The sequence below is a fragment of the Thiobacillus sp. genome (assembly GCF_018780105.1).
Taxonomy (GTDB): domain Bacteria; phylum Pseudomonadota; class Gammaproteobacteria; order Burkholderiales; family Thiobacillaceae; genus Thiobacillus.
Genome location: NZ_JADMKC010000018.1, coordinates 97115 through 117496, shown reverse-complemented (window position 1 = coordinate 117496; position 20382 = coordinate 97115). Strand labels below are relative to the sequence as shown.

The 20382-nt window shown below is 62.9% G+C and carries 18 protein-coding genes; all 18 read left to right on the top strand.

All coding sequences use genetic code 11. From position 1 onward, the window contains the following. The first annotated feature begins 50 nt into the window (after positions 1–50). The 18 genes from gyrA (at position 51) to kdpA (ending at position 20373) form a co-directional block, all read left to right on the top strand. Positions 51–2600, top strand: a complete 2550-nt coding sequence (gene gyrA, locus IV098_RS10705; protein WP_296888945.1) for a DNA gyrase subunit A — start codon at positions 51–53, stop codon at positions 2598–2600. A 4-nt stretch (positions 2601–2604) separates the two neighbouring features. Then, on the top strand, positions 2605–3696 hold the full coding sequence (gene serC, locus IV098_RS10700; protein ID WP_296888944.1) for a 3-phosphoserine/phosphohydroxythreonine transaminase: 1092 nt from the start codon (positions 2605–2607) through the stop codon (positions 3694–3696). A gap of 5 nt (positions 3697–3701) precedes the next feature. Next, a complete protein-coding gene (locus IV098_RS10695) occupies positions 3702–4877 on the top strand; it encodes a phosphoglycerate dehydrogenase (protein WP_296888943.1) in 1176 nt (391 codons plus the stop codon). Further along, on the top strand, positions 4874–5965 hold the full coding sequence (gene pheA / locus IV098_RS10690) for a prephenate dehydratase (protein ID WP_296888941.1): 1092 nt from the start codon (positions 4874–4876) through the stop codon (positions 5963–5965). The genes IV098_RS10695 and pheA overlap by 4 nt, the downstream gene beginning before the upstream one ends. Then, a complete protein-coding gene (gene hisC, locus IV098_RS10685) occupies positions 5962–7056 on the top strand; it encodes a histidinol-phosphate transaminase (protein WP_296888940.1) in 1095 nt (364 codons plus the stop codon). Before pheA ends, hisC begins: the two co-directional genes overlap by 4 nt. Beyond that, positions 7053–7919 carry a prephenate dehydrogenase/arogenate dehydrogenase family protein gene (locus IV098_RS10680; RefSeq protein WP_296888939.1) on the top strand — a complete coding sequence of 289 codons (867 nt, stop codon included), beginning with the start codon at positions 7053–7055 and terminating at the stop codon, positions 7917–7919. The genes hisC and IV098_RS10680 overlap by 4 nt, the downstream gene beginning before the upstream one ends. Further along, positions 7919–9223: a 3-phosphoshikimate 1-carboxyvinyltransferase gene (aroA, locus tag IV098_RS10675; RefSeq protein WP_296888938.1), complete on the top strand. Its 1305-nt coding sequence runs from the start codon at positions 7919–7921 to the stop codon at positions 9221–9223. Before IV098_RS10680 ends, aroA begins: the two co-directional genes overlap by 1 nt. After that, entirely contained in the window at positions 9220–9888 is a 669-nt protein-coding gene (gene cmk, locus IV098_RS10670) for a (d)CMP kinase (RefSeq protein ID WP_296888937.1), read from the top strand. Before aroA ends, cmk begins: the two co-directional genes overlap by 4 nt. A gap of 106 nt (positions 9889–9994) precedes the next feature. Then, positions 9995–11716, top strand: a complete 1722-nt coding sequence (rpsA, locus tag IV098_RS10665; protein ID WP_296888935.1) for a 30S ribosomal protein S1 — start codon at positions 9995–9997, stop codon at positions 11714–11716. A 3-nt stretch (positions 11717–11719) separates the two neighbouring features. After that, positions 11720–12004 (top strand): integration host factor subunit beta, encoded by a 285-nt coding sequence (locus IV098_RS10660; RefSeq protein ID WP_059757474.1) that lies wholly within the window; start codon positions 11720–11722, stop codon positions 12002–12004. 144 nt (positions 12005–12148) lie between these two features. After that, positions 12149–12439 carry a lipopolysaccharide assembly LapA domain-containing protein gene (locus IV098_RS10655; RefSeq protein ID WP_296888934.1) on the top strand — a complete coding sequence of 97 codons (291 nt, stop codon included), beginning with the start codon at positions 12149–12151 and terminating at the stop codon, positions 12437–12439. Positions 12440–12444: 5 nt separating this feature from the next. Continuing rightward, entirely contained in the window at positions 12445–13611 is a 1167-nt protein-coding gene (gene lapB, locus IV098_RS10650) for a lipopolysaccharide assembly protein LapB (protein ID WP_296888933.1), read from the top strand. A 42-nt stretch (positions 13612–13653) separates the two neighbouring features. Continuing rightward, entirely contained in the window at positions 13654–14361 is a 708-nt protein-coding gene (pyrF, locus tag IV098_RS10645; RefSeq protein WP_296888932.1) for an orotidine-5'-phosphate decarboxylase, read from the top strand. After that, positions 14358–15680 carry a UDP-glucose/GDP-mannose dehydrogenase family protein gene (locus IV098_RS10640; RefSeq protein ID WP_296888931.1) on the top strand — a complete coding sequence of 441 codons (1323 nt, stop codon included), beginning with the start codon at positions 14358–14360 and terminating at the stop codon, positions 15678–15680. Before pyrF ends, IV098_RS10640 begins: the two co-directional genes overlap by 4 nt. A gap of 28 nt (positions 15681–15708) precedes the next feature. Next, the gene (gene cysM, locus IV098_RS10635) at positions 15709–16611 is read left to right on the top strand and encodes a cysteine synthase CysM (protein ID WP_296888929.1); all 903 of its coding nucleotides are present in this window, start codon (positions 15709–15711) and stop codon (positions 16609–16611) included. Positions 16612–16619: 8 nt separating this feature from the next. Further along, a complete protein-coding gene (gene radA / locus IV098_RS10630) occupies positions 16620–17975 on the top strand; it encodes a DNA repair protein RadA (RefSeq protein ID WP_296888927.1) in 1356 nt (451 codons plus the stop codon). Positions 17976–18475: 500 nt separating this feature from the next. Continuing rightward, positions 18476–18568 (top strand): potassium-transporting ATPase subunit F, encoded by a 93-nt coding sequence (locus IV098_RS10625; protein ID WP_296888925.1) that lies wholly within the window; start codon positions 18476–18478, stop codon positions 18566–18568. Next, a complete protein-coding gene (gene kdpA, locus IV098_RS10620; RefSeq protein ID WP_296888922.1) occupies positions 18565–20373 on the top strand; it encodes a potassium-transporting ATPase subunit KdpA in 1809 nt (602 codons plus the stop codon). The genes IV098_RS10625 and kdpA overlap by 4 nt, the downstream gene beginning before the upstream one ends. Positions 20374–20382 lie beyond the last annotated feature (9 nt).

The following is a 20382-nucleotide window of genomic DNA, read 5'->3' as shown; positions in this document are numbered from 1 at the left end:
GGGGCGGCCATGCTAAAATCACGGGCTTTTAGATCAATAAAAAGCCGGTTATGGAACAGTTTGCCAAGGAAACCCTCCCGGTCAGTCTCGAAGACGAGATGCGGCGTTCGTACCTTGATTACGCAATGAGCGTGATCGTGGGGCGTGCGTTACCGGATGTGCGCGATGGACTCAAGCCCGTGCATCGCCGCGTGTTGTTCGCGATGAACGAGCTCTCCAACGACTGGAACAAGGCTTACAAGAAATCCGCTCGCGTGGTGGGCGACGTGATCGGTAAATACCACCCGCACGGCGACACCGCGGTGTACGACACCATGGTGCGGATGGCGCAGGACTTCTCGCTGCGCTACATGCTGATCGACGGCCAGGGCAACTTCGGCTCGGTCGACGGCGACAACGCGGCGGCGATGCGTTACACCGAAGTGCGCATGGCGCGGATCGCGCACGAACTGCTGGCCGACCTGGACAAGGAAACAGTCGATTTCGGCCCCAACTACGACGGCTCCGAGTTCGAGCCGCTGGTGCTGCCGACCCGGATCCCCAATCTGCTGATCAACGGCTCGTCCGGTATTGCAGTGGGCATGGCGACCAACATCCCGCCGCACAACCTCACCGACATCTGCGACGCGCTGTTTGCGCTGCTCGACGATCCCGAGATCGACATCGAGTCGCTGATCGCGATCGTCAAGGCGCCCGACTTTCCGACTGCCGGCATCATCTACGGCCTGTCCGGCGTGCGCGACGGCTATCGCACCGGCCGCGGCCGTGTGGTGATGCGCGCCACCTGCCACATCGAGGATGTGGGCAGGGAAGGCGGCAAACAGGCGATCATCATCGACGAGCTGCCCTACCAGGTGAACAAGGCCAATCTGCTGATCAAGATCGGCGAACTGGTGCGCGAAAAGCAGATTGACGGCATTTCCGACCTGCGCGACGAGTCCGACAAGTCGGGCATGCGCGTCTACATCGAGCTGAAACGCGGTGAAAACGCCGACGTGATCCTGAACAATCTGTACAAGCAGACGCAGATGCAGGACACCTTCGGCATGAACATGGTGGCGCTGATCGACGGCCAGCCGCGTCTGCTCAATTTGCGCGAAATCCTCGACGCCTTCCTGCGCCACCGGCGCGAAGTCGTCACCCGCCGCACCGTGTTCGATCTCAAGAAAGCACGCGAACGTGGCCATATTCTGGAAGGTCTAGCGGTGGCGCTGGCCAACGTTGACGAGATTGTCGAACTGATCAAGTCGTCCGAAACCCCGTTGATCGCGAAAACCCGCATGCTGGACAAGGCGTGGAAGTCCGCGATGGTCGAGGAAATGCTGGCGCGCATCGATCCCGAGTACTCGCGCCCGATGAACATGGGGCCGGAATACGGCCTGCACGCCGACGGCTACCACCTGTCCGAGATTCAGGCGCAGCGCATTCTCGAGATGCAACTGCAGCGCCTGACCAATCTGGAATCCGACAAGATCATTGGCGAATACAAGGAGATCATGCTGAAAATCGCCGATCTGCTCGACATTCTGGCGACCCCGGCACGCATCACCCTGATCATTCGCGAAGAGCTGAAGCAGATCCAGGAGCAGTTCGGCGACGGCCGCCGCTCGGTGATCGTCGAGAACGCGCAGGACATGTCGATGGAGGACCTGATCAAGCCCGAGGAGATGGTCGTCACCCTGTCGCACGGCGGCTACATGAAAGCGCAGCCGATGGACGACTACCGCGCGCAGAAGCGCGGCGGCCGTGGCAAGCAGGCGGCGGGCACCAAGGACGAAGACTTCATCGAGAAGATGTTCGTCGCCAACACCCACGATTTCATCCTCTGCTTCTCCAATCGCGGGCGCATGTACTGGCTCAAGGTCTACAACGTCCCGGCAGGCGGGCGCGCGGCGCGCGGCAAACCCATCGTCAATCTGCTGCCGCTGGAAGACGGCGAGAAGATCAACGCATTGCTGCCGGTCAAATCATTTGACGACGAACACTATGTGTTCATGGCGACCAGCAACGGCATCGTCAAGAAAACCCCGCTGTCCGACTTCTCGCGTCCGCGCACCGCGGGCATCATCGCGGTGGGACTGGACGAAGGCGATTTCCTGATTGGCGCGTCGATCACCGACGGCCGTCACGACGTGATGTTGTTCTCCGACGGCGGCAAGGCGGTGCGCTTCGACGAGAACGACGTGCGCCCGATGGGCCGCACCGCGCGCGGCGTGATCGGCATGAAGCTGGCCAAGGGCAAGAAACTGATTTCGCTGCTGGTGGCTGAGGACGAAAATGATTTCGTGCTGACTGCGACCGAGAACGGTTTCGGCAAGCGCACCTCGATCACCGAATACACCCGCCATGCCCGTGCGACGCAGGGCATGATCGCGATCCAGACCAGCGAGCGCAACGGCCGCGTGGTTGCCGCCACGCTGGTGAAGGCTGATGACGAAATCATGCTGATCACCACCGGTGGCGTGCTGATCCGCACCCGCGTCAATGAAATCCGCGCGATGAGCCGCGCTACCCAAGGCGTCACGCTGATCAATCTGGACAAGGGCGAAACCTTGATTGGCCTGGAAAAAGTAGCTGAAACCGACAACGAAGAGGAATAAGCGCATGACCATCTATAACTTCAGTGCCGGCCCTGCCGTGCTTCCAAAATCCGTGTTGCAGCAGGTGCAGGCCGAGTTGGTCGACTGGCATGGCAGCGGCATGTCGGTGATGGAAATGAGCCATCGCGGCAAGGAATTCATGGGCATCGCCGCCGAGGCCGAGGCCGATCTGCGCGAAGTGATGGGCATCCCTGCCAACTACAAAGTGCTGTTCCTGCAGGGCGGGGCGTCGAGCCAGTTCGCGATGGTGCCGATGAACCTGCTGCGCGGCAAAGCCAGCGCCGATTACCTGAACACCGGCGAATGGTCGAAAAAGGCCATTAAAGAAGCCAAAAAATATGGTGCGGTGAACGTGGTGGCAACGAGCGAAGACAAGAATTTCAGCTACGCGCCGACGCAGGACCAGTGGAAACTCGATCCGAATGCGGCTTACGTCCACTACACGCCGAACGAAACCATTGGCGGCGTGGAGCTGTTCTGGACGCCAGATTTGGGAACGCAGCCCGGCAGCGTGCCGCTGGTGGCCGACATGTCATCGACCATCCTGTCGCGCCCGATCGACGTGTCGAAATTCGGCCTGATCTACGCGGGCGCGCAGAAGAATATCGGCCCGGCCGGCCTCACCATCGTCATCGTGCGCGACGACTTGATCGGCGAAACGCTCAAGGGCACGCCGACCATGTTCGACTACAAGATTCACGCCGATAACGACTCGATGTACAACACCCCGGCTACCTTCGCCATGTATACCGCCGGTCTGGTGTTCAAATGGCTGAAGGCGAACGGCGGACTCTCGGCGATGGAAAAAACCAATCGCGAGAAGGCCGGGCTACTGTACGGCAAGATCGACGCGTCCGGTTTCTACAACTCGCCGGTGGCGCTCGACAACCGCTCGCTGATGAACGTGCCGTTCACCCTCGCTGACGCTGCGCTCGACGAGGCCTTCCTCAAAGGCGCGAAAGAACGCAATCTGCTGCAATTGAAAGGCCACCGTTCGGTCGGCGGCATGCGTGCGTCGATCTACAACGCCATGCCGCTGGCAGGCGTGCAGGCGCTGGTGGATTACATGAGCGAATTCGAAAAAAGCCAGGGCTGATCAACATGGTCCAAGCGCGCAAGATCCTGACCCTCAACGCCATTTCTGCCAAAGGACTGGCCCGCTTGCCGGCGCATTACACCGTGGGCGGCGATGTGGTCGATGCGGACGGCATTCTGGTGCGCTCGGCCAACATGCACGAGATGGAGATTCCGTCGTCGGTGCAGGCTATCGCCCGCGCCGGCGCCGGAACCAACAATATCCCCGTCAAGAAGCTGTCCGAACGCGGCGTGCCGGTGTTCAACGCGCCGGGCGCAAACGCCAATGCGGTGAAGGAACTGGTCATCGCCGGAATGCTGATGGCCGCGCGCAACATCGTGCCGGCGATTCGTTTTGTCGAAGGCCTGGCCGGTACGGACGAAGACATGCACAAGGCGACCGAGGCCGGCAAGAAAGCCTTTGCCGGCAGCGAACTGCCGGGCCGCACTCTGGGCGTGATCGGCCTCGGCGCCATCGGCTCCTACGTCGCGGAAGCCGCGATCAAGCTGGGCATGAACGTGGTCGGCTTCGATCCGGCGATCACGGTGGACGCGGCGTGGCGCCTGCCCTCGCAGGTTCGGCGCGCCGAGAACGTCGAGGATGTGCTGCGCATGGCGGATTACGTCAGCCTGCATGTGCCCCTGCTCGACGCCACCCGCAACCTCATCAACGCCCAGCGCATCGGCGTGATGCGCCCCGGTGCAGTGCTGCTGAATTTCGCGCGCGAAGGCGTGGTCGACAACCTCGCCGCGATCGAGGCGCTAGACGCCGGCAAGTTGCATGCCTACATGTGCGACTTTCCCGCCAACGCCTTGAAGGGCCACGCCAGGGTGGTTGCGCTGCCGCATCTCGGCGCCAGTACCGAAGAAGCGGAGGAGAACTGCGCGGTGATGGTTGCCGAGCAGCTCGCCGACTATCTGGAAAATGGCAACATCTTGAATGCGGTGAATTTTCCCAACGTCGCCATGGCGCGCGAGTCGGCTTTCCGCATAGCCATTGCCAATGCCAACGTGCCGAATATGGTGGGACAGATTTCGGCGGTGCTCGCTGGCGCCGGCATCAACATCCACAACATGCTCAACAAATCCAGGGGCGACATGGCCTACACCCTGGTCGATATCGACAGCGCCGCCACCGACGCCGTGTTGCAGCAACTTTCAGCGATTGCCGGCGTGCTCGCTGTGCGGAATCTGCCTGCATGAACGAACAGCCCGAAGACCTGATCACGCTGCGCGCGCGCATCGATGGCATCGACGACGCCATCCTGAAACTGCTGTCGGAACGCGCCGGCATTGCGCAGCAGGTGGGGCGCGCCAAGAAGGGCGAAATCATCTACCGGCCCGAGCGCGAAGCGCAGATCGTCCAGCGCCTGCGCGCGGCCAACCCCGGCCCGCTGTCGGGCGACACCATCGAGCGCCTGATCCGCGAAATCATGTCGGCCTGCCGCGCGCTCGAGCAAACCACCCGGGTCGCCTACCTCGGGCCGGCCGGCACCTTCACCCAGCAGGCGGTGCACAAACAGTTCGGCCATGAAGTCGATGCGCTGGCCGAGGCCAGCATCGACGCATGTTTTCACGCGGTGGAAACCGGGCGCGCCGATTTCGCCGTGGTGCCGGTGGAGAACTCGACCGAAGGCGCGATTTCGCGCACGCTGGATCTCATTGTTTCCAGCCCGCTCAAAATCTGCGGCGAAGTGATGCTGCCGATCCACCAGATGCTGATGCGCGCGGAATCCGCGGCCAATCCGGCCGGCCTCGACGGCATCCAGCGCGTCTACGGCCATGCCCAGTCGCTCGCCCAGTGCCAGCAGTGGTTGACGCGCCATCTGCCCAAGGCCGAACGCATCAGCGTCGTCAGCAACAGCGATGGCGCGCGGCGCGCAGCGGCCGAGCCGGATGCCGCGACGCTGGGCAGCGAAGCGGCTGCGGAAATCTATGGCTTGGCCGTGGTGGCGGCGCGGGTCGAGGACGAAGCCAGCAACACCACGCGTTTTCTGGTTCTTGGAGTCACCGATGCCGCGCCGTCCGGGCGCGACAAGACTTCGCTGGTGGTGGGCGTGCGCAATCAGCCTGGCGCAGTGGTCAAGTTGCTGCAACCGCTGGCCGAAGCCGGCATTTCCATGAGCAAGCTCGAATCGCGCCCAGCACGCTCGAGCAACTGGGAATACCTGTTTTTCATCGTGTGCGAAAGCCATCGCCAGGATCCCCAACTCGCCACTGTGCTGGCTGAGATCGAAGCGCGCGCCGCCTTCCTCAAAATTCTCGGTTCCTATCCTGCTGCGCTGTCATGAATTGCTGCGATTTAACGCCGGCGCATGTGCGCGCCATCGCGCCGTATTTACCCGGCAAGCCCATCTCCGAACTGGCGCGTGAACTGGGCCTGGCCGAAGCCGATATCGTCAAACTGGCCTCGAACGAAAACCCGCTCGGCCCCAGTCCGCTGGCACTGGCAGCCGCACAGGATGCCCTGTACGACATGGCGCTGTATCCCGACGGTGCCGGCTTCGCCCTCAAAGCCAAGCTGGCTGGCAAGTGTGGCGTTGCCGCCAGCCAGATCGTGCTGGGCAACGGCTCGAATGACGTGCTGGACATGGCGGCGCGAGCGTTCCTGGCTCCGGGAACCTCGTCTGTGTTTGCCCAGCACGCCTTCGCTGTCTATCCCATCGCCACGCAAACCGCCGGCGCGCAGGGCATTGCGGTAGCGGCCAAGAACTACGGCCACGATCTGGCTGCAATGGGGGCCGCCATTCGCGCCGACACCCGCGTGCTGTGGATCGCCAACCCCAACAACCCGACCGGCACCTTTCTGCCCTGGGCCGAGGTCGAAGCCTTTCTCGAAACCGTGCCACCGCAGGTGCTGGTGGTGCTGGATGAAGCCTATGGCGAATTTCTGCCGGCCGCCGAACGTTGTGACACCGCGGCCTGGCTGGCGTGCTTTCCCAATCTGCTGATCGTGCGGACTTTCTCCAAGGCCTATGGCCTGGCCGGGCTGCGCGTCGGTTATGGCCTCGGCAATGCGGCCGTCATCGATTTGCTGAACCGGGTGCGCCATCCGTTCAACGTCAATGCGCCCGCGCTCGCTGCGGCAGAAGCGGCCTTGGATGACGCCGATTTTCTGGCGCGCAGCTATGCGCTGAATGCGGCCGGCATGGCGCAACTGGCTGCGGGCCTGAGCGCCCTTGGCGTCGAGGGCGTGCCGTCCCGGGGCAACTTCCTGCTGGCCCGGGTCGGCGACGCGGCGCGCATCAATACCGAACTGCTCAAGCGCGGCGTGATCGTGCGTCCGGTGGCCAATTACGGCTTGCCCGAATTCCTGCGTGTGTCGGTCGGGCTGGCGGGGCAAAATGCCCGCTTCCTCGATGCCCTGAAAGCCTGCCTGTGATCGTCGATACGCTCGCCCTTGTCGGCACCGGCCTGATCGGCGGCTCGTTTGCATTGGCGCTGAAACAGGCGGGTGCGGTGCGGCAGGTGCTGGGCGTTGGCCGCAATCCTGACCGCCTGGCTCGCGCCCAGCAATGCGGGTTGATCGACCGTGCGGTCGACTGGGCGGAAGCCGGGCAGGCCGACTGCATTCTGCTGGCGCTGCCGGTGGGCGAAACCGAAGCGGTGTTGCGGCAACTGGCACCGCACCTGAAACCCGGTGCGATCGTCACCGATGCCGGCAGCACCAAGCTCAATGTGGTGGACGCTGCGCGTGCGGTGCTCGGCGTGCGCGTTGCAGATTTCGTCCCCGGTCACCCGATTGCTGGCTCCGAACAGAGCGGGCCGGATGCGGCGCGTGCCGACTTGTATCGCGGCAAGAAAATCGTGCTGACGCCGCTGGACGAAACACGCGCCGCTGCGCTCGAAACCGTCAAGGCGCTGTGGCAGGCGACTGGCGCGCAGGTCGAAACGCTCGATGCCGCCCAGCATGACCGGGTCTTCGCCGCGGTGAGCCACCTGCCGCATCTGGCGGCGTTCGCACTGGTCGATGAACTGGCGCAACGCGCCGACGGCGATACCTATTTCCGTCTGGCCGCCAGCGGTTTTCGCGATTTCACCCGCATCGCCGGCAGCAGCCCCGAGATGTGGCGCGACATTGCGCTGGCGAACAAGACGCCCCTGCTGGCTGAACTCGATGCCTATCTGCTTGCACTGCAAACCTTGCGTGCCGCCGTATCGACGGAAGATAGTGCCGCTTTGCTGAACATGTTTTCACGTGCGCGAACCGCACGCGAAAACTGGATGAATTCACAGGACGTTTGATGGACTTTCTCGATTTACCCGCTCGATCCACCGCACAGGGCAGCGTGCGCCTGCCGGGCTCCAAAAGCATTTCCAACCGCGTGTTGCTGCTGGCCGCGCTGGCGGCCGGAACGACAACGGTACGCGCACTACTCGATTCGGACGACACCCGGGTGATGCTCGATGCCTTGCGCGCGCTTGGCGTGGGCGTAGCGCGCCAGAAGAATCTGGATGGCAGCGACTCCGACGACTACGCCATTACCGGCGTGGGCGGTGCGTTCCCGGTCAAGCAGGCCGAACTCTTCCTCGGCAATGCCGGTACGGCATTCCGTTCGCTGACGGCGGCCTGCGCTCTGGCGGGCGGCGAGTATGTGCTGAAAGGGGTCGAACGGATGCACGAGCGGCCGATTGGCGATCTGGTCGAGGCCTTGCGCCTGCTCGGCGCGCGCATCGATTATCTGGGGCAGGAAGGCTTTCCCCCGTTGGCCATTCATCCTGCCGAACTGGCAGGCGACACCACCCAGGTGCGCGGCAATGTGTCGAGCCAGTTTCTGACCGGCCTGATGATGGCCCTGCCGTTGCGGCAGCGGCGCACCAGTATCGAGGTGGTCGGCGAGCTGATTTCCAAGCCGTATATCGGCATCACGCTGGCGATGCTGCGCCGTTTCGGCGTCGCGATCGAGCAGGACGGCTGGCAGCGCTTTACGATTCCGGCGCAGGCGCGCTACCAGAGTCCGGACGAAATCTGGGTCGAGGGCGATGCGTCTTCCGCCTCGTATTTTCTGGCCGCCGGCGCCATTGGCGGCGGGCCGGTGCGGGTGGAAGGCGTGGGTCGGGACAGCGTGCAGGGCGACGTGCGTTTTGCCGAGGCGCTGGCGCTGATGGGCGCGCAGATCGAGATGGGGCCGAACTGGATCGAGGCGCGCGCACCTGCAAGCGGCCGCCTTGTGGCCATCGAGCTGGACTGCAACCACATCCCCGACGCAGCGATGACGCTGGCGGTGGCGGCGCTGTTCGCCGACGGCGCAACCACGCTGACCAACATCGCCAGCTGGCGGGTCAAGGAAACTGACCGCATTGCCGCCATGGCGACCGAGCTGCGCAAGGTCGGCGCAAGCGTGGAGGAGGGGACGGATTACATCCGCATCACGCCGCCTGCCAAGCTGATCCCTGATGCCGTCATCGACACCTACGACGACCACCGCATGGCGATGTGCCTGTCGCTGGTGACGCTTGGTGGCGTGCCGATCCGCATCAACGATCCGGCGTGCGTGAACAAGACCTTTCCGACCTTTTTCAAAATCTATGCGGAGGTGGCGCAATGAGCATCCCGGTCATCACCATCGACGGTCCCTCCGCATCCGGCAAGGGCACCGTGGCCGAGCGCGTGGCCAAGGCGCTCGGCTTTCATTTCCTCGACAGCGGCGCGCTGTACCGGCTGACCGCGCTGTCGGCGGTCAAGCAGGGGGTGGCGCTGGATGACAAGGGTCGCGTTGCCGAGCTGGCCGCCGATTTGCCCGCGACGTTTCGTGACGGCGCGATCTGGCTGGCAGACGAGGACGTCAGCGATGCGATCCGCACCGAAGCGATCGGCGAGGGTGCATCGAAAGTGGCCGCGCTGCCCGCCGTGCGCGCGGCGCTGCTCGACCGCCAGCGCGCCTACCGGCAGGCGCCCGGCCTGGTGGCGGACGGACGCGACATGGGCACGGTGATCTTCCCCGATGCGGTGACCAAGGTTTTCCTCACCGCCAGCGCCGAGGCGCGTGCCGAAAGGCGATATAAGCAGTTGATCGGCAAGGGTAACTCTGCTAGTCTAACGGCCCTTGTTGCGGACATGCAGGCGCGAGATGCGCGTGACACTGCCCGTTTGGTGGCTCCCCTGAAGCCGGCGCCGGATGCGCTGTTTCTCGATACCACCTCGATGGATGTCGAATCGGCCGTACAGGCCGTTCTGGACCACCATGCTTCATGTAAGGCGAAGGCTTCATGAGGCGCGAAACAAGCTGTAAGTGAGTTTTTCCCGTGTCAGTCCTGCGCCCGCAGGCTGGCGATGTGCAACTAACCCCGTCCTCACCGACGGACCAAGAAGGTTTTTAATGTCTACTGCTACCGCTTCTACCAACCTGGATTCCATGGACAATTTTGCCGCGATGTTCGAGGAGTCCCTCGTCCATCAGGAAATGCGCCAGGGTGAAGTCATCACCGCTGAAATCGTCGGCATCGACGGCAACTTTGTGACGGTGAACGCCGGCCTCAAATCCGAGAGCCTGATCCCAATCGAAGAGTTCAAGAACGACCTCGGCGAGATCGAAGCCAAAGTTGGCGATTTCGTGGCCGTTGCAATCGAGTCGATCGAAGACGGTTTCGGCGCCACCAAGCTGTCGCGCGAGCGCGCCAAGAAACTGGCAGCCTGGCTGGATCTGGAAGTGGCCATGAACGAAGGCCGTATCGTCACCGGCATGGTGCAGGGCAAGGTCAAGGGCGGTCTGACGGTACTGGTGGGCGGCCTGCGCGCCTTCCTGCCGGGTTCGCTGGTGGACATGCGTCCGGTCAAGGACACCACGCCGTTCGAATACAAGGAAATGGAATTCAAGGTCATCAAGCTCGACCGCAAGCGCAACAACGTCGTGGTGTCGCGTCGTGCCGTGCTGGAAGAGACCATGGGTGCCGACCGCGAAGCGATGATGGAGAACCTGAAAGAAGGCTCCATCGTCAAGGGCGTGGTCAAGAACATCACCGACTACGGCGCGTTCGTGGATCTGGGCGGCATCGACGGCCTGCTGCACATCACCGACATGGCCTGGCGCCGCGTCAAGCACCCGTCCGAAGTCGTGCACGTCGGCCAGGAACTCGAAGCCAAGATTCTGCGCTACGACACCGAGAAGAACCGCGTCTCGCTCGGCATCAAGCAGCTGGGCGACGATCCGTGGGTCGGCATCGCACGCCGCTATCCGCAAGGCACCCGCATGTTCGGCAAAGTGGCCAACCTCACCGACTACGGCGCATTCGTCGAGATCGAAGCCGGCATCGAAGGCCTGGTGCACGTCTCCGAAATGGACTGGACCAACAAGAACGTCAGCCCCTCCAAGATCGTGCAGCTGGGCGACGAAGTCGAAGTCATGGTGCTCGACATCGACGAAGACAAGCGCCGCATCTCGCTGGGCATGAAGCAGTGCAAGTCGAACCCGTGGGAAGACTTCTCGATGAACTTCAAGAAGGGCGACAAGGTCAGCGGCGCGATCAAGTCGATCACCGACTTTGGCGTGTTCATCGGCCTGGCTGGCGGCATCGACGGCCTGGTTCACCTGTCCGACCTGTCGTGGAATGTTCCGGGCGAAGAAGCCGTGCAGAATTTCCGCAAGGGCCAGGAAGTGGAAGCCGTGGTGCTTGGCATCGACCTCGAGCGCGAGCGCATTTCGCTGGGCATCAAGCAGATCGAAGGCGATCCGCTGACCAGCTTCGCTTCCGGCAACGAGAAGGGCAGCATCGTCAAGGGCACCATCAAGACCGTCGAAGCCAAGGGCGCCACCGTGCAGCTGGACAGCGACATGGAAGGCTATCTGCGCGCATCCGAAGTTTCGCGTGACCGTGTCGAAGACATGCGTACCCACTACAAGGAAGGCGACGAAATCGAAGCCATGATCATCAACGTTGACCGCAAGAACCGCGTGATCAATCTGTCGATCAAGGCCAAGGACATGACCGAGCAGGAGTCGGCCATGAAGAAAATGGCAGCTGACACTTCGGCCGCCGCCACGGGTTCAACCAACCTCGGCGCGCTGCTGAAAGCCAAACTCGAAAACAAGAACGCCGAGTAATCCATGACCAAGTCCGAGTTGATTGCTCAACTGGCGGCGCGGCATTCGCAGTTTTCGGTTGCGGATATCGAGATGGCGGTGAAAACGATCCTCGACGCGCTGGCGAAAAACCTGTCGCGCGGCGAGCGTATTGAAATCCGTGGCTTTGGCAGCTTCAGCCTGAGCTTCCGGCCCGCGCGTCTCGGTCGCAACCCCAAATCGGGCGAGCGCGTACAGGTTCCGGCCAAGTACGTGCCGCACTTCAAGGCGGGCAAGGAGCTGCGTGACAGGGTGGATTTTCCACTTTGATACGCGATGTTGCGTTCAGGTCAGCGGATGCAATCAAATCAGGCAAATGAAAACGGCGCGCAAGCGCCGTTTTCTTTTGGCGCGTTCTTTTTGAAGCCCGGCCGGAAAGGTAGAATGGCGGGCACGACCGATACGCAACCATCCATGAAAAACATCACCCGATATCTGGGGCTGGCGCTCAAACTGCTCGTATTCCTGCTGGTATTGGGTTTTGCCTTGAAAAACAGCCACAGCATCCAGTTCAACGGCTATCTGGGTCAAGTCTGGCAGGCCCCGCTGATCGTCATGCTGGGGCTGGCGTTTGTGCTGGGTGTACTGACCGGTGTGCTGGCCTTGTTGCCCAGCATTTTCCGCTTGCGGCGGGAAGCCACCCGCAAGGGGCGGGAAAACGACCTGGATATCACCATCACGCAACCCGATATCCCGGTGGTGTAAACCAAATGGAATTTGAAATCTGGTGGCTGCTGGCCTTTCCCCTGTTTTTCGTATTGGGCTGGCTGGCCGCGCGAGTCGATATCAAGCAGGTGGTCACCGAATCCCGCGCACTGCCCAACTCGTATTTCCGCGGTCTGAACTTTTTGCTCAACGAGCAGCCCGACAAGGCGATCGAAGCCTTTCTCGAAGTCGTCAAGCTCGAACCCGAAACTATCGACCTGCATTTTGCGCTCGGCGCATTGTTTCGCCGTCGCGGCGAACTGGACCGTGCCATCCGCATGCACGAAAACCTGCTGGAACGCGAAGGACTGGCGGAAGAGCAGCGTCTGCGCGCGCAGGGCGAACTCGGTCAGGACTATCTGAAGGCCGGCTTGCTCGATCGCGCCGAACAGGTGTTCGGCAAGCTGCTGGAAACCCCGCAGCACGGCCTGGCCCGCACCTATCTTCTGGAAATCTACGTGCAGGAAAAGGACTGGCAAAAAGCCATCGACGCGGCGCGTGAGCTGGAGAAAGACACCAGCAAACCGCTCAACGCCGACATTGCCCATTTTTACTGCGAACTGGCCTTGCTTGACGCCGCCCGCGGCCAGCCCGAGGCCGCTGCAGCCCATCTGCAGCAGGCGCTGGCGACGAACCGCCAGTCGGTACGCGCCAACCTGATGGCAGGCGACCTCGACGCGGCGGCCGGACAGCACAAAGCCGCGATTGCGGACTGGCGTCTGGTGGAGACTCAAAGCACGGTCCACATGGCGCTGGTCGTCGAGCGCGTGCTGGGCAGTTATCGGCAACTGGGGCGGCTGCAGGAAGGCGTGCAATGGCTGCGCGCCCTGTACGCACGGCAACCCTCGCAGGATGTATTCAGCGCACTCTATCTGGCGGTTTCGGAAACCGAGGGTGCGGCAGCTGCAACCCAGCTTGCACGCGAGGAACTGCGCCGCAACCCCAGCCTGCGGACGCTGGATCGCCTGCTGGAAGCGCAACTGGTGAACGCCGAGCCGGGCGAGCGCGAATTGCTGCAGGTGGAAAAAAGCCTGGTGGCCGCGCACAGCCAGCGCATGATGCGCTACCAGTGCGACAGCTGCGGTTTCAAGGCCAAGCAGTTCTTCTGGCGTTGCCCGGCATGCGGCCGCTGGGACAGTTTCGATCCCGAACGGCACGAAGGGGAAAGCTGAGATGCAAGACTCAGCATGCAAGTTTCAACAGCAGGTAAGATTGTGAATTCGACAAAAATCATTGTGGCGCTGGATTTTGCCGATGCGGCATCCGCGCTGAAGCTGGTGGACCGGCTCGACCCTGCGCTGTGCCGGCTCAAAGTCGGCAAGGAGCTGTTCACGGTCGCCGGCCCGGACTTCGTGCGAGCGCTGGTTGCGCGCGGCTATGAGGTTTTTCTCGACCTCAAGTTTCACGACATTCCCAATACCGTCGCAGCAGCCTGCCGCGCGGCGGCCGGGCTGGGCGTGTGGATGCTTAACGTCCACGCCTCGGGCGGCTCGCGCATGATGACCGCTGCCCGCGAGGCGCTCGGAGACGGACCGCGGCCGTTGCTGATCGCCGTCACGGTGCTGACCAGCATGAGTGCCGAAGACCTGGGCGAAGTCGGCGTGGCCGCAGCCCCCGCCGATCAGGTGTTGCGCCTGGCGCGGCTTACACAACAATGCAAACTGGACGGCGTAGTCTGCTCCGCGCAGGAGGCCTCGATGCTGCGCAGCGAGCTGGGCGTCCATTTCCGCCTGGTGACGCCCGGCATTCGCCCGGCCGGCGCCGAGGTGGGCGACCAGCGTCGGGTCATGACGCCGCAGCAAGCCTTGAACGCAGGCGCCACCGATCTGGTGATCGGTCGTCCGATTACGGCTGCAGTCGACCCGCTGGTCGCCTTGCAGCAAATACAATTCGAGTTACACAAGTCTGGGGAGACAGCGTGAAAATTACCGTCATTGGCACCGGGTATGTGGGTCTGGTCACCGGAACCTGCCTGGCAGAAGTCGGAAACGAGGTGTTGTGCCTCGATCTCGACGCGAAAAAGATCGACACGTTGAAAGCCGGCGGCATTCCCATTTACGAACCCGGGCTGCAGGACATGGTGCGCCGCAACGTCGCGGCAGGCCGCCTGTCCTTCACCACCGATATCGAAGAGTCGGTGGCCTACGGTGAAATCCAGTTCATCGCAGTGGGCACGCCGCCGGACGAAGACGGCTCGGCCGACCTGCAATACGTCGTCGCCGCGGCTCGCAACATCGGCCGCCACATGCAGGGCTACAAACTGGTCGTCGACAAATCCACCGTACCGGTCGGCACCGCCGACAAGGTGAGGGCCGCCCTGCAGGAAGAGTTGGGCAAGCGCGGCGTCGCGCTCGAGTTCAACGTCGCCTCCAATCCCGAGTTTCTCAAAGAGGGTGCGGCGGTGGACGATTTCATGAAACCCGACCGTATCGTGATTGGCACCGACAGCGAGCGCGCCACCGCCTTGCTGCGCCAGTTGTACGCGCCGTTCCAGCGCAATCACGACCGTCTCACCGTGATGGACGTGCGCAGCGCCGAGCTCACCAAGTACGCCGCCAACGCCATGCTGGCGACGCGCATTTCCTTCATGAACGAACTTGCCGTGCTGGCGGAAAAGCTCGGCGCCGACATCGAGCAGGTGCGCCATGGCATCGGTTCCGATCCGCGCATCGGCTATCACTTCCTGTATGCCGGTTGCGGCTACGGCGGTTCGTGCTTCCCCAAGGACGTGCAGGCGCTGCGCCGCACCGGCCAGGAAAACGGCATCACGCTGCGCGTGCTCGACGCTGTGGAAGAAGCCAACGAAGCGCAAAAGCAGGTGCTGGTGAACAAGCTGACCGCGCGTCTGGGTACCGATCTCAAGGGCAAGCGTTTCGCCATGTGGGGGCTTGCATTCAAGCCCAACACCGACGACATGCGCGAAGCGCCCAGCCGCAGCATGCTGGAAGCGCTGTGGGCGATGGGTGCGAGCGTATCGGCCTACGATCCGGCGGCGATGGAGGAAACCCGCCGCATCTACGGCGAACGCGCAGACCTGCTGCTGGTCGACAGTCCGATGGATGCGCTGAAGGGCGCCGATGCGCTGCTGATCGTCACCGAATGGAAAGTATTCCGCAGCCCCAACTTCGATACCATGAAGTCGCTGCTCACGAGCCCGCTGGTTTTCGACGGACGCAACCTCTACGAGCCGCAAGCCATGCGCGACATGGGCTTCGACTACCTGCCGATCGGGCGGCAGTAATGAGCTGCGCGCTTGAATGGATGCGGACATGACGGACACGAATCCCTACAAATCCATCGAAGACACGGTTGGCAACACGCCGCTGGTGCGTCTCAAGCGCATGCCGGGCCTTACCAGCAACATCATCCTCGCCAAGCTCGAAGGCAATAATCCGGCCGGCTCGGTGAAGGATCGTCCGGCCCTGTCGATGATCGATGCGGCGCAGGCGCGCGGCGACATCAAGCCCGGCGACACCCTGATCGAGGCGACCAGCGGCAACACCGGCATCGCGCTGGCGATGGCGGCGGCGATGCGCGGCTACAAGATGATTCTTATCATGCCCGAACACCTGTCGATCGAACGGCGCCAGACCATGCGCGCCTTCGGCGCCGAGCTGCAGCTGGTGAGCAAGGAGGCAGGTATGGAAGGGGCGCGCGATCTGGCGATTGCGATGGAAAAGCAGGGCATCGGCAAGATCCTCGACCAGTTTTCCAACCCCGACAATCCGGAAGCGCACTACCGCACCACCGGCCCGGAAATCTGGCGCGACACCCAGGGCAAGATTACCCATTTCGTCTCCAGCATGGGCACCACCGGCACCATCATGGGCTGTTCGCGCTATCTCAAGGAACAGAACCCCGATATCCAGATCGTCGGCGTGCAGCCGAACGAGGGTGCGCAGATTCCCGGCATCCGCAAATGGCCGGACGAGTACGTGCCCGCCATCTGCGATTACGAACGTGTCGACAGCATGATTTACGTCGGCCAGTACGACGCCGAAGAAACCACCCGGCGGATGGCCCGCGAGGAGGGCATCTTCGCCGGTATCTCGTCCGGCGGTGCGTTGTGGGCCGCCCTGAAGCTGTCGAAAGAAGTCGAAAACGCGGTGATCGTCTCCATAGTCTGCGACCGCGGCGACCGCTATCTGTCGACGGGCGTCTTCCCGGCATAAGCGGCCACATGGCCAAAGCCAAAACCGTCTATACCTGCACCGAATGCGGCGGCCAGGCGCCCAAGTGGCAAGGGCAATGTCCGGCCTGCAACGCCTGGAACACCCTGGTTGAAACCATCGCCGAGTCGACCAAGCCGCGTTTCGCCGGCCTGGCAGCGAGCAGCAAGGTGCAGCGCCTGCTCGACGTCGAAGCTTCGGAAGAAAGCCGCATCGCCACCGACATCGGCGAGCTCGACCGCGTGCTGGGCGGCGGCCTGGTGCCGGGTGGGGTGGTGCTGATCGGCGGCGATCCCGGCATCGGCAAATCGACTCTGTTGCTGCAGGCCCTGGCCGAGCTTTCCACGCGGATGAATGCACTGTACGTCAGCGGCGAAGAATCCGCCCGCCAGGTCGCGTTGCGTGCGCGACGGCTTTCCCTGCCCGAAGCGAATCTGCCGGTGCTGCCGGAAATCCGCCTCGAAGCCATCCTGGCGCACCTGGACGATCTCAAGCCCGAAGTCGCGGTGATCGATTCGATCCAGACCGTCTACTCCGAAACGCTGACCTCCGCGCCCGGCTCGGTGGCTCAGGTGCGCGAGTGCGCGGCGCAGCTGACGCGCTACGCCAAGCAGAGCGGCACCGCGATCATCCTGGTCGGCCACGTCACCAAGGAAGGCGCGATCGCCGGCCCGCGCGTGCTCGAGCATATCGTCGACACCGTGCTGTATTTCGAAGGCGACACCGGATCGAGTTTCCGGCTGGTGCGCGCGATCAAGAACCGCTTTGGCGCAGTCAACGAAATCGGCGTGTTCGCGATGACCGAAAAAGGCCTCAAGGGCGTGTCTAACCCCTCGGCCATTTTTCTCTCGCGTCATGGCGAACCGGTGCCCGGTTCCTGCGTGCTGGTCACCCAGGAGGGCACACGCCCGCTGCTGGTCGAGATCCAGGCATTGGTCGATGGCAGCCACGCACCCAACCCGCGCCGCCTGAGCGTGGGCCTGGAACAGAACCGGCTCGCCATGCTGCTCGCCGTACTGCATCGCCACGCCGGCATCGCCTGCTTCGATCAGGACGTGTTCGTCAACGCAGTAGGTGGCGTCAAGATCAGCGAGCCCGCCGCCGACCTCGCGGTGCTGGCGGCGATCGTGTCGTCACTGCGCAGCCAGCCGCTGCCCGACAAGCTGGTGATGTTCGGCGAAGTGGGGCTGGCCGGCGAAATCCGCCCGGTGCAGCGGGGTCAGGAACGATTGAAAGAAGCCGCCAAGCTCGGCTTCACCCAGGCTATCGTGCCGGCTGCCAACCAGCCCAAGCAGAAAATCGCCGGGATGGAGATTCGCCCCGTGCACCGATTGGACGAGGCAATCCGGTTTTTCAGGGAAAGCTGATTGCTCGTGTAAATGGGTTGGCACGCTTGCGGGATGGAGAAGCGCATGGGGTGGGGAATGCCTCTGTTTGGCCCAAATTAATGTGCTTTAAGTCCCACGCCCCCTCATTGCCAGCATCAGAACACCTGTTCCAGGAATTGTCATGACGCGCCTGGGATTGTAGGCGAGCACATCCAGGCTCATTTCCGTACTGGCCCGCCCCACGGTCTTGGTCCGGCAAAGCGTTGCGACCATCTACGCCTCGACAGCCCCGAACAGGCGCTCAACTGTCAGACCTCGCATGCGCACCCTGTCTGGGGTATCTCCGCAGCTTTATGTTTTCTTAATACCTTCCAGTCCAGTCTTAGCCCCATCTTTACCGGCAGCTACCTATAGTTCGGCGTGTCCCCGTTCACGCTGGAAGGAAGTGTCATGGATCTGCTGTACATCGCCCTGGGCGTAGGTTTCTTTGCCCTCACGGCTGTTCTTGTGTCCGTCTTCGACAGCTTGAGGAAACGCTGATGAATACCCTTTACCTGATCGCCCTGGTTGCCGCGGTAGGCATCTTCGCCTACCTGCTGGCCGTGTTGTTCTATCCGGAGGACTTTTCATGACTGCCAATGGCTACATGCAATTGGGCCTGTATCTGATCGCCCTGATCGGCCTGGCGTGGCCGTTGGGCGTCTACATGGCCCGCGTCTATCGCGACGAACTGCCGGGCTTCGTCCGCTGGCTCAAGCCGGTGGAAAATCTCTTCTATCGCGTCTGCGGCGTCAAACCAGGCGACGACATGCCGTGGACCCGCTACGCCTTCGCGATGATCGCCTTCAACCTCATGGGCTTCCTCGCGGTCTACGCCCTGCAGCGCTTCCAGGTCTGGCTGCCGCTCAATCCCGAAGGGCTGGCGGCGGTCACGCCTGACTCGTCCTTCAATACCGCCGTCAGCTTTGCCACCAACACCAACTGGCAGGGCTATGGCGGCGAGACGACTATGAGCTACCTGACCCAGATGCTGGGGCTCAGCGTGCAGAACTTCCTCTCCGCTGCAACCGGCATGGCCGTCGTGGTGGCCCTGATGCGCGGCTTCACGCGCAAAGAAGCCGGCGGCGTAGGCAACTTCTGGGTCGACATGGTGCGTTCCACGCTCTACATCCTGTTGCCGCTGTCCATCATCCTGTCGCTGGCTCTGGTCACCCAGGGCGTGGTGCAGAGCTTCTCGCCCTACCAGAAGGCGCAACTGGTCGAGTCGGTGAGCTACGAGCAGGCGAAGACCGGCGCGAACGGCGAGCCTGTCGTCGATGCCCAGGGCCAGCCGGTGATGGAACAGGTCGCCGTCGCGGAGCAGACCATCGCCGTCGGCCCGGCCGCCTCGCAGATCGCCATCAAGCAGCTCGGCACCAACGGCGGCGGCTTCTTCAACGTCAACTCCGCGCATCCGCTGGAGAACCCGACGCCGCTCGCCAACTTCCTGGAACTGCTGGCGATCCTGATCATCCCTGCCGCGCTGTGCTTCACCTTCGGCCGCTTCGTCGGCGACATGCGCCAGGGTGGCGCCATCCTCGCTGCCATGACGGTGGTGTTCACTGCATTGCTGGGAGTGACGGCGGTCGCCGAGCAGTCAGGCAACCCGCTGTTCGAGCGGCTGGGGCTGGTCACTGAGGCCTCCGACATGCAGGCCGGCGGCAACATGGAAGGCAAGGAGACCCGCTTCGGCATCGCCAACTCCGCGCTGTGGGCCATCGCCACCACCGCCGCTTCCAACGGCTCGGTGAACTCGATGCACGACTCCTATACCCCCCTCGGCGGCATGGTGCCGATGTGGCTGATGCAGCTCGGCGAAGTGATCTACGGCGGCGTCGGTTCGGGCCTCTACGGCATGTTGGTGTTCGCGCTGATCGGCGTGTTCGTCGCCGGTCTGATGATCGGTCGCACGCCGGAATACCTGGGCAAGAAGATCGAGGCCTTCGAGGTGAAGATGGCCGCCGTCGCCATCCTGGTGCCGCCGCTGGTGGTGCTGGTTGGCGCGGCCCTCGCGGTGAGTCTCGACGTGGGCCGGGCGGGCATTTTCAACCCGGGCGCGCATGGCTTCTCGGAAGTTCTCTACGCCCTGTCCTCGGCTGGCAACAACAACGGCAGCGCCTTTGGCGGACTGTCGGCCAACACGCCTTTCTACAACACGCTGCTGGGCTTCGCGATGCTGCTGGCGCGCTACTGGGTGATGATCCCGGTGCTCGCCATCGCCGGCGCGCTCGCCGCCAAGAAGATCGTGCCGGCCTCGGCGGGCACCCTGCCGACCCATACGCCGCTGTTCGTGCTGCTGCTGATCGGTACCGTCGTCGTCGTCGGCGCGCTCACTTTCGTCCCGGCGCTGGCGCTGGGCCCGGTGGTCGAGCACCTGCAGATGATTTCGGTCAAATAAGGAATTCGT

Bases quoted from the DNA above. Each gene is read 5' to 3' on its own strand.
- gyrA (WP_296888945.1), top strand. From the start codon at position 51: ATGGAACAGTTTGCCAAGGAAACCCTCCCGGTCAGTCTCGAAGACGAG.
- serC (WP_296888944.1), top strand. From the start codon at position 2,605: ATGACCATCTATAACTTCAGTGCCGGCCCTGCCGTGCTTCCAAAATCC.
- IV098_RS10695 (WP_296888943.1), top strand. From the start codon at position 3,702: ATGGTCCAAGCGCGCAAGATCCTGACCCTCAACGCCATTTCTGCCAAA.
- pheA (WP_296888941.1), top strand. From the start codon at position 4,874: ATGAACGAACAGCCCGAAGACCTGATCACGCTGCGCGCGCGCATCGAT.
- hisC (WP_296888940.1), top strand. From the start codon at position 5,962: ATGAATTGCTGCGATTTAACGCCGGCGCATGTGCGCGCCATCGCGCCG.
- aroA (WP_296888938.1), top strand. From the start codon at position 7,919: ATGGACTTTCTCGATTTACCCGCTCGATCCACCGCACAGGGCAGCGTG.
- cmk (WP_296888937.1), top strand. From the start codon at position 9,220: ATGAGCATCCCGGTCATCACCATCGACGGTCCCTCCGCATCCGGCAAG.
- rpsA (WP_296888935.1), top strand. From the start codon at position 9,995: ATGTCTACTGCTACCGCTTCTACCAACCTGGATTCCATGGACAATTTT.
- IV098_RS10660 (WP_059757474.1), top strand. From the start codon at position 11,720: ATGACCAAGTCCGAGTTGATTGCTCAACTGGCGGCGCGGCATTCGCAG.
- IV098_RS10655 (WP_296888934.1), top strand. From the start codon at position 12,149: ATGAAAAACATCACCCGATATCTGGGGCTGGCGCTCAAACTGCTCGTA.
- lapB (WP_296888933.1), top strand. From the start codon at position 12,445: ATGGAATTTGAAATCTGGTGGCTGCTGGCCTTTCCCCTGTTTTTCGTA.
- cysM (WP_296888929.1), top strand. From the start codon at position 15,709: ATGACGGACACGAATCCCTACAAATCCATCGAAGACACGGTTGGCAAC.
- radA (WP_296888927.1), top strand. From the start codon at position 16,620: ATGGCCAAAGCCAAAACCGTCTATACCTGCACCGAATGCGGCGGCCAG.
- IV098_RS10625 (WP_296888925.1), top strand. From the start codon at position 18,476: ATGAATACCCTTTACCTGATCGCCCTGGTTGCCGCGGTAGGCATCTTC.
- kdpA (WP_296888922.1), top strand. From the start codon at position 18,565: ATGACTGCCAATGGCTACATGCAATTGGGCCTGTATCTGATCGCCCTG.